Below are 8,994 nucleotides of genomic sequence, written 5' to 3' on the forward strand. Positions count from 1 at the left end.
AAGGTGACAGGGCACATGAGAGACGTGGGACAACACTTTCAATGGATTTGTCCCACGGGGCGGTCTGGTTAGTGGCCCTTAATGGAGTTGAGGAAGTCCTGGGCGCGCTTGGTCTGGGGGTGGTCGAAGAACTCGTCGGGTGTGCCGGTTTCCACGATCTGGCCGTCGGCCATAAACACGACGCGGTCGGCCACGCGGCGGGCGAAGTTCATCTCGTGCGTGATGACGATCATCGTCATGCCCTGCTGGGCCAGACGGACCATGACCTCGAGCACCTCGTTGATCATTTCGGGGTCAAGGGCGCTCGTGGGCTCGTCAAAAAGCATGACCTTGGGTTGCATGGCAAGCGAACGTGCGATGGCTACACGCTGTTGCTGGCCGCCCGAGAGCTGTGCGGGCACCTTATCGGCCTGCTCGGCAACGCCCACGCGGCCCAGCAGGTCCATGGCGCGCTCACGAGCTTCCTCCTTGGAGACGCCCAGCACATCGACCGGTCCCAGCATGACGTTCTGCAGTACGGTCATATGTGCAAACAGGTTGAACTGCTGAAACACCATGCCCAACTCGGCACGCATGCGGGCAAGATCCTTGCCTTCCTGCGGCAGGGGCTCGCCCTCGATGAGGATTTCGCCCGAGTCGATGGTTTCCAGGCGGTTGATGGTTCGGCACATGGTCGACTTGCCCGAGCCCGAGGGTCCGATCACAACGACGACCTCGCCGCGGTCGACCGAGAGATTGATGTCGTTGAGAACGTGCAGATCGCCGTAGTGCTTATCGACGTGCCTGAGCTCGATCAGCGGCTGATTGCCGGTGGAAGAGGTGCTCTGTGCCATGGTGCTCGGCTCCTTATGACTCGAAATGGTAAAGTGTTAGCGGATGATGGTCGCGCCGGTCTTGTGCGAAACGTAGACAGCGGCCTTGTTAATCGCGACGTTGATGAGGATGTAGATGACCGCGATCACCAGGTAGACCGATACGAGGGCGTCGTAGTTGGTAATGAGCACGCGGGCATTTTGCATGAGGTCGGGGTAGCTCACCACGTAGGCAACGGTGGTGTCCTTGACTACGACCACAAGCTGCGAAATCAAGGACGGAATGATAAACCGAATAGCCTGCGGCAACACGATTTTAAAGGTGATTTTGGCCTTGGAGAGACCGAGCGCTTGGGCTGCCTCGACCTGACCGCGCGGCACGGCATTGACGCCGGCGCGGAAAATCTCGGCCAGCACGCCGGCTGCGGCGAGCGCGACGGGAAGCGTGAGCATCCAAAACGACGGCAGCGAGATCTTGTACTGCGGCAGCACCAAAAAGAAGAAGTAGATGAACAGCAGGCTCGGCACGCCGCGGAAGAAGTCGGTAAGCACGCGGCAGACCAGCTGCAGCGGCTTAATGTCGCTCGTGCGGCCGAGCATGAGGGCGAGGCCCAGCACCAGCGCAATGGCGCCCGCGGTCAGTGCGACCTTGACGGTGCCCTCAAAGCCGGCAAGCAGGAACTTCCAGGTGGTGAGGTGTGTAAAGAAGTACCAGTAGTGGACCGAAAGCTGACCGGTCACATAAAAGCGCTGCAGTACCAAGGTGATGAGCGCTGCCACGGCAACCAATGAGATGGCGGTGCCGATGCGAATCTTGACGCGCATCTTGGGGCCGGGAGCCTCGTAGAGCGCATCACGCATGGTAAGCGCAGGGAAGGAATGCTTGCTCATCGGAGGATCCTCACCTTCTTATCGATATAGTTGCCAATGTGGCTCACCACAAAGGCCGTGCCCAGGTAGCCGAGCGCCGAGATAAAGAACGCGGCGACGCCGCCAAGTGAGCGCGTGTTGATGTAGCTAACCACGCCGGTGAGCTCTTGCGGCTTAAGCGGCACCTGGCTGCCGAGCGCGGTGGTGAGCATGACGGCGATAAAGAGGTTGGTCATGGGCAGCACGCTCGAACGCAGCGCCTGCGGAATCACGATCTTGGCGAGGATAAGGCTGAAGCTCATCCCCAGCGAGCGGGCGGCTTCCACCTGGCCGACGCCGACGGTGTTGATGCCGCTCATAAAGTTCTCGGAGCCAAAGGCCGAGCCCAAAAGGACCGTGGCGACGATAACGCAGGTGCGGTAGGGCAGAACGACCTTAAGCGGCGGCAGCGCATAGACGACGATGATGAGCAGCGCGATGCCGGGGATGTTACGGAAGACCTGAACATACAGGTCGCCAAAGACGCGCAGCGGCTTGAGCGGCGACACGCGCATCACGGTGACGGCGACGGCCAACACCATGGCGATGGCAAACGACTCAAGCGTCATGCCCCAGGTTGCTAGCAGCGCGTCGATATAGTTCTGGCCATAGAGCGACCAGAGCTCGGAGAGACTCATGCGGACCTCCCGTCGATAAGGAAAGGGGCTCCCGTGTGTACGGAAGCCCCGACAACTCAGTGAGGAAACAGTTTACCGCAATAAAGCGTACCATGCGTTTCCATATGGTTTCGCTGCGGCCGTTACCAGGCTCGCTGCCTAGGCGCCGATCTCGGGCAGCTCGGGAACATTGGTGTCGCCCGTACGGTCGCCGATGCAGATCTGCCACAGCTCAGTCCAGGTGCCGTCGTCCTCGATCTTCTTAAGGAAGTCGTTGACGAAGGCGACGCCGTCGGAATCGAGCGGCAGACCAATGCCATAGGGCTCCTTGTTGCCAAAGGACTTGCCGGCGATCTTGTACTTACCGGGCTCGCGGACCAGGGCGCTCTGCTGCATGTTGTTGTCGATGACGTAGGCATCGACGCGGCCCTGCTGGAGTGCCTGGCGGGCCTCCTCGTCGGTCTTGAACTCCTGCTGGCTGGCCTTGGGGGCGAACTCCTCCAGGATGGCGGGACCGTTGGAGCCGGACTGGACGGCGACGTTCTTGTCGGCAAGGTCGTCGACGCTCTTGATGTCGTCGTTATCGGCGAGCACCAGGATGGCCTGCTGGGTGTAGTAGTAGGGACCGGCAAAGGAGACGAGCTTCTTGCGCTCGTCAGTGATGGTGTAGGTGGCAAAGACGGCGTCGACCTGGCCGTTCTGCAGGACGGACTCGCGCGTGTCCGAGGTCACCTGGGTGATCTCGACCTTGTTCTCGCCCAGAATGTAGTTGGACAGGAGCTGTGCGATACCGGCGTCGAAGCCGCGGGTCTGACCGTCTTTCTCGTTGAGGAGGGAGAAGAGCGTAGAGGTCTGAACGCCACCGATCTTAAAGACGCCGGCGTTCTTAACGGCCGTCGCCCAGGTGCTGGCGGCGATGGCGTCGTTATCGGCTTTGGGACCGTTGCCGACGAGCTTGTCGAATGCCTTGGCATCGAGCGTGGCGGAAACCTCGGTATCCTCGGAGCCCTTGGAGGAGCCGGCGGCGGAACCCTTGTCGGCCTCGGCGCTGGTGTCGGAGCAGCCGGCAAGACCAAGGCCGGCGACGGTTGCGAAGGTGGCGGCAACGAAGCCGCGGCGGTCGAGAACGACCTGCTGGGAGAGGTTCTTGCTCATGGTAGAACACCTTTCTCAATAAAATCCCTAGCGGTTGAGTAGAGTTATACCCTATCGCGCTCAAATGGGTCAACACGAAATAACTCAGAAACATACTTACCTTATGGGTTATTGTGCCTACCAAAAAGGGACAGGTTTATTTTGGTAGGTTTTATCTGGGCAAACGTCGATTATTGTAGTTAAGAAAGCGTTTTGCGGACGGCGTGGTCGCTCGCTGCGGTCGCTATAATGGCGGCAACGAAAACCACCACAAAGGGGACAGGCACCTTTGTGGTGGTTCTTGCAGATGTGGCGGCCCGCCTCGCTGCTTTGTCTCAATCTGTAACATCTGCAGTCGTTTTTGCCGAGTAACTGTTGCAGATTGAGATTTTCTCTTAAGGGAATTCGAATGTCTCGATCTGTAACAGGTAGACGAGGAAATGGGTTCTTACTGTTACAGATCGAGATTTTACCCTTAGGGGGATTTGAATGTCTCAATCTGTAACATCTGGACGGCTAAAAGGTCTCAATCTGTTGCAGATTGAGACAAAGGTCAGGGACTAAGACGTCTTGTCTAGATCTGTAACAGTTAGACGGGAATTCGGGCCCTAGATGTTACAGATCGAGATAATCGCGCCGCGAAAACAAAAACCACCACAAAGGTGCCTGTCCCCTTTGTGGTGGTTTTCTCTAGTGCTGATTGAGTAGCCTTACGGCTTCGGCGGCCATGTTCTCGACCGTCATGCCGTTCTGCGCGAGCAGCTCGTTGGGGTCGTAGCGGTCGGGGAAGCCCTTGGCGATGCCAAAGGTGCGCGTGCGCACAGGCGTGCAGGCCAAGTAGCACGCGACACGCTCGCCCCACCCACCGTCCAAGATGCCGTCCTCGAGGGTGACGACAACGCGATGCTCGGCGGCAAGGCTGTCGAGAAACTTGCGGTCAAGCTCGGTTGCAAAGCGCGGGTTGACGAGCGTGGCCTCGATGCCGTACTCGGCAGCCAAGCGGTTTGCCACGCGCTCGCCCAGTTCAAAGAAGTCGCCAAGCGCAAGCACGGCTACATCGCGGCCCTGACGCGCGACGTCGTAGCGCACGATGCCATAATCGGCGCCCTCGGCGGGCGCCAGATCGGGACGGCTTACCAGGCCGATGCCCGGTACGCGGATTGCCACGGGATGCTCGCGGTGGTCGAGCGACCAGCTCAGCATGGACAGGTATTCTTCCATGCAGGCCGGTGCCAGGTAGCGCATGTTGGGAAGTCCGCCCAGCATGGAAATATCAAAGAACGAGAGGTGCGTCTCGGACGTTGTGCCAAAGACCGAAGCGCCAAACACCAGGATGGTTGCGGGGGCGTCGTTGAGGCACAGGTCGTGCCACAGTTCATCGTAGGCGCGCTGCAAAAACGTGCCGTATGCGCCAAAGACCGGCTTGGCGCCGGCGCTGGCGAGCGCGGTGGCAAAGGTGACGGCGTGCTCTTCGGCAATGCCCACGTCGACAAACTGCTTGCCTGCCACGGCGCGAAGCTCGGGCGTAAAGCCCATGATATAGGGCGTGGCAGCCGTGATGGCGACAACCTGCGGGTCGTTCGCGATAGCGGCGTTGAGTGCCTCGCTCGTAATATCGGCATAGGTGCGCGGCGCGGGCTCGCTCGGGTGGCCCGGGCAAAGTTTGCGACCGGTTGCCATATCGAAGGGCCCCACATGATGCCAGTGCTCGGGGTCGCTCTGGGCCGGCTCAAAGCCCTTGCCCTTGGCGGTGGAGACGTGCAGCACGATGGGATGATCGATATCGCGCAGCTCCTGCAGCGTATCGACCAGCGCTTGGACATCGTTACCGGCGTCCAGGTAGCGATAGTCGAGCCCCAGCGCGCGGAAAACGTTGCGCTCGCAGGTGCCGTTGCTGGCGCGCAGCTCGGCCAGATTGCGATACAGACCACCGTGGTTTTCGGCAATGGACTGGTCGTTATCGTTGACGATAATGATCAAGTTGCTGTCGAGATCGGCGGCATTGTTAAAGCCTTCAAACGCCAGACCGCCCGAAAGCGAGCCGTCGCCAATAACGGTAATGACGTTATACGTGTCACCCGCAAGGTCGCGCGCATGGGCAAGGCCGCAGCCCAAGCTCACCGAGGTCGAGGTGTGACCCATGGCAAACAGGTCATGCTCGGACTCGTCGGGATTGGCAAAGCCGGAAGCTTCACCATAACGCTCCGGGTCGATATAGGTGTACGCGCGCCCGGTCAACGCCTTGTGGGCGTAGGTCTGGTGCGACACGTCAAAGACAATTTTGTCGGTGGGGGAGTTAAACACGCGATGGAGCGCGACCGTGAGCTCAACGACGCCCAGGTTGGGGGCAACGTGTCCGCCGACAGCGGCGGAGCTTTCGAGGATGGCGTGGCGAATCTCGTCGCAGAGCTGCGGGAGCTCGGCGCGATTAAGAGCCTTGACGTCCTCGGGCGTTGTCGTTTGCGTAAGCAGCATCGTTGTGGGTTACTCCATGCGAATCGAGCACCGGCGCTCCCTCGGCCGGCACAATTGCACAAAACAGTCTCGCACATTTTGGCGTTTGATATGTGACGGCGGCGCGGTAATTCGCCAACTGGCGGGGCAAAACGTTTTGTCCGATGCCATACTGGTAAATTCGATGATGATTTTATTCAATGCGTGCAGTCCGTGGTTTGCCGCCGTGAGCCGCTGGAAGGAGGCAGCATGTCCAGTGCCGTTCGTTCCGAGAAAATCGCGCACGAGGTCGACGATGCCGCCCGTCAGCTTGCCCAGGCGGGCCGCTTGGACCTGACGCACGAGTTTATCCAGCATGGCGACGTGACGGTCTATGCACATGTGACCTCGGTGGCACGGGCAAGTCTGTCCTTTGCCGAGCGCTTGGGCCGTGCTGGCATTTCAATCGACCGTGCCTCGCTGCTGCGCGGAGCCCTGTTACACGATTACTTTCTCTACGATTGGCACGACCCCGACCCGAGCCATCGACTGCACGGATTTCGGCATCCATTTTTTGCCCTGGCGCGTGCGGAGGAGGATTTTGAGCTGACGCCGCGCGAACGGAATATTATCGTGCGGCATATGTTTCCGCTGGTGCCAGTGCCGCCGACGTGTCGTGAGGCTTGGATTGTATGCCTGGCAGACAAATGGTGCGCGCTGCGCGAGACAGTCGCCGGCCGCCTGCCGCGCAAGGGCGAGGCGGACGATGGCGTGAGTAAAGCATCGAGTGAAAAGAGGAGAGGGTAGACGGTGGAAACCGCGATTGATATGGCGTTTGGCGGCGCGACGCTTGCCGCCTGTCCGCTCTCGGCACTGGTGCTCTCGTTTGCCTTTTACGGGTTTTGCGGCTGGGCATGGGAGTCGACAGTATGCGCCATGCTCAATCACGGACGATTTGCCAACAGTGGATTTTTGCTGGAGCCGTGTTGCCCTATCTATGGTGTGGGCGGCATTGCCTGCTGGCTTTTGCTGCGCGGGATTCCGGATGCGTCGAGCCAGTTTGTCGCCGCAGCGCTCGTATGCAGCGTGATTGAGTACAGCGTAGGCGTGCTGCTGGAAAAAACAACGGGCGCTCGCTTTTGGGACTATTCGCACCTGCCGTTTAACCTGCACGGACGCATCTGTCTGTACTGGGCCTGCGCGTTTGGCTTGGGTGCGTTGTGCATTTGCCGTTTAGTGGAGCCGGCATTGCTGGGGGTGCTTGGCCATCTGCCGGTGCTGATTGTGCGGTTGTCCGCCTTTATCGTCGCGGTCGCGATGATGGTCGACGCGGCATGCTCGTTGGCCAGCTGGCGCCGCCTGTCCGATCAGCTGGAGCGCGTCCGAGCCGACCTTGCCGATCGCATCAACGAATCGCTTGCCGATGCGTCTGACTCCATGCTCGAACGTATTCCCGATTCGGCGATTGACTCGGTGGCGCAGACGCATATCCGCAGTCGTGCCGTTAATGCGTGGCTGGCTGAGCTGGGCGACGCAACGCTCGATGCCCTGCGTGAGAAGGCTTCGATGCCGACGTTTATCTCGGACGGCGCTCATGGTCTGGCGCTTGCCGCCCGCCGCGTGGCCGATGCCGCGCCGAGCGTGCCCCATCCGTCGCTCGCCCGTCTCCGTGCCGGCAGGCGCGCGAGCCGTCCGGTGCCGAGTGTGTCGCTCAGTCGTCGCGACCTGCGCTTCTTCAATGCCTTCCCGCGTCTGCGCATCAATCGCTACGAAGGTGTCATTCGAGCAACTAATCTCCGCGACCGCGCTCACGAGCTGTTTCGGCGTTAGCCGGGACGGGTGTGCTCGCGGCCCCCTTGCTCGCGTATTTCCGTTCGTTTCGCGCCCGTTGCCGCGCCGTTTCCAAGATTGCGGCGCCGTTGGAGACGGCAAGATCTGGGTCGAGCCGGTCGAGGAAGTTATCCGCATCCGTACCGGCGAACACGGCCCTTCTGCGGCGTAGGGCAATCTTTCGCCTGACGGGCGCGCCTCTCTCGGGGCGCGCCCGTTCTCGTCTACAATATCGTGCAGACGAAGGAGAGGCACGCCCATGATCAAGATGTTTGCGAGCGACTTAGACGGAACGCTGCTGAATGCTCTGCACGAGGCGGATGGGACCATCCGCCGTGCCATTCGCGAGCTGACCGAGGCTGGCTTGCACGTGGTTCCCGCGACCGGACGCTCGACGTTGCCAATCGGCGAGCATGGCTTTACGGGGCTGGCGCTCGATGCCTGCTGCTCTAACGGCTCCATCGTGCGCGACGGCCATGGAGAGGTGCTCAAGACCTGGACTATCGATCCGCAGATTACCGAGGAGCTGCTCAAGGCGTTCCCGGACATTTGCTTTGATTGCTCCACGCCCGATGGCATGTTCTCGAGTGGATCGTTCGAGATGCACCAGGCGGGCTTTAAAAAGGACAGCCCCATCAAGCGTATTGTGATGCGCGGCATGCGTGCGCGTGGCGGGTATCACGAGGAGCAGTATTTCGATCAGTCGATCGGCGACATCTTGCGCCACGATGTTTGCAAGATCAACTGCCGCGTGACCTCGCCCGAGCTGGAGTGCGACCTTAAGGCATATTTGGCTGAGCGCTCGGACCGTGTGGTCAACGCGCCGTTTGATCCGGTGATGTTCGAGATCACGGACGTGGCGTGCAACAAGGGCGAGAGTGTGGCTTGGCTGGCGGGCTACTACGGTATTGCCGAGGACGAGGTCGCGGTTTACGGCGACGGCGGCAACGACATTGCCATGCTCAAATGTTTCCGCCACAGCTACGCGACCAAAAACGCAAGCGATGCAGCTAAGGCCGCCGCGAGCGCGACCATCGGCAGCTGCATGGTCCACGCCGTCCCCAAACACATGCTCGCCACCATGCATAAGCAGAATTCCCGCACCGTCATCGAATAATGTGACAAAGGGACTGCCCCTTTGTCACAGGTGACGCTGGTCTCTTGAAATACGAACAAACATTCGCATATCTAACTGCGCTTTGATAGAATTGATGCTGTTGGCGGCAGTTCCATGTGCCGGGCAGCGCCCTCCATCTGAT

9 protein-coding genes are annotated in these 8,994 nt (G+C 60.1%); 4 read left to right on the plus strand and 5 right to left on the minus strand.

The annotated features are described in order from the left end of the window. Positions 1 to 68: 68 nt before the first annotated feature. The 5 genes from AAA138_RS05260 to AAA138_RS05280 all read right to left on the minus strand — a co-directional run bounded on the left by AAA138_RS05260 (position 69) and on the right by AAA138_RS05280 (position 5,947). Complete coding sequence (locus AAA138_RS05260) at positions 69 to 833, minus strand: amino acid ABC transporter ATP-binding protein (protein ID WP_349089834.1); 765 nt, start codon at positions 831 to 833, stop codon at positions 69 to 71. A gap of 36 nt (positions 834 to 869) precedes the next feature. Continuing rightward, complete coding sequence (locus AAA138_RS05265) at positions 870 to 1,703, minus strand: amino acid ABC transporter permease (protein ID WP_349089835.1); 834 nt, start codon at positions 1,701 to 1,703, stop codon at positions 870 to 872. Next, entirely contained in the window at positions 1,700 to 2,359 is a 660-nt protein-coding gene (locus AAA138_RS05270; RefSeq protein WP_349089836.1) for an ABC transporter permease subunit, read from the minus strand. The genes AAA138_RS05265 and AAA138_RS05270 overlap by 4 nt, the downstream gene beginning before the upstream one ends. A gap of 138 nt (positions 2,360 to 2,497) precedes the next feature. After that, a complete protein-coding gene (locus AAA138_RS05275) occupies positions 2,498 to 3,493 on the minus strand; it encodes a glutamate ABC transporter substrate-binding protein (RefSeq protein WP_349089838.1) in 996 nt (331 codons plus the stop codon). 669 nt (positions 3,494 to 4,162) lie between these two features. Then, the gene (locus AAA138_RS05280; protein ID WP_349089839.1) at positions 4,163 to 5,947 is read right to left on the minus strand and encodes a 1-deoxy-D-xylulose-5-phosphate synthase; all 1,785 of its coding nucleotides are present in this window, start codon (positions 5,945 to 5,947) and stop codon (positions 4,163 to 4,165) included. Between the two features lie 228 nt (positions 5,948 to 6,175). On the opposite strand from AAA138_RS05280, the gene AAA138_RS05285 reads away from it, so the two are divergent. From AAA138_RS05285 to AAA138_RS05300, 4 genes are all read left to right on the plus strand, one after another. Next, positions 6,176 to 6,712: an HD domain-containing protein gene (locus tag AAA138_RS05285; protein ID WP_349089841.1), complete on the plus strand. Its 537-nt coding sequence runs from the start codon at positions 6,176 to 6,178 to the stop codon at positions 6,710 to 6,712. A gap of 3 nt (positions 6,713 to 6,715) precedes the next feature. Further along, positions 6,716 to 7,735 carry a putative ABC transporter permease gene (locus AAA138_RS05290; RefSeq protein WP_349089843.1) on the plus strand — a complete coding sequence of 340 codons (1,020 nt, stop codon included), beginning with the start codon at positions 6,716 to 6,718 and terminating at the stop codon, positions 7,733 to 7,735. Beyond that, on the plus strand, positions 7,644 to 7,907 hold the full coding sequence (locus AAA138_RS05295) for a P-II family nitrogen regulator (protein ID WP_349089845.1): 264 nt from the start codon (positions 7,644 to 7,646) through the stop codon (positions 7,905 to 7,907). Before AAA138_RS05290 ends, AAA138_RS05295 begins: the two co-directional genes overlap by 92 nt. A gap of 87 nt (positions 7,908 to 7,994) precedes the next feature. After that, on the plus strand, positions 7,995 to 8,852 hold the full coding sequence (locus AAA138_RS05300) for an HAD family hydrolase (RefSeq protein ID WP_349089847.1): 858 nt from the start codon (positions 7,995 to 7,997) through the stop codon (positions 8,850 to 8,852). The last annotated feature ends 142 nt before the right edge of the window (positions 8,853 to 8,994 follow it).

It is taken from the genome of Collinsella sp. CLA-JM-H32B, from assembly GCF_040098065.1.
GTDB lineage: Bacteria > Actinomycetota > Coriobacteriia > Coriobacteriales > Coriobacteriaceae > Collinsella.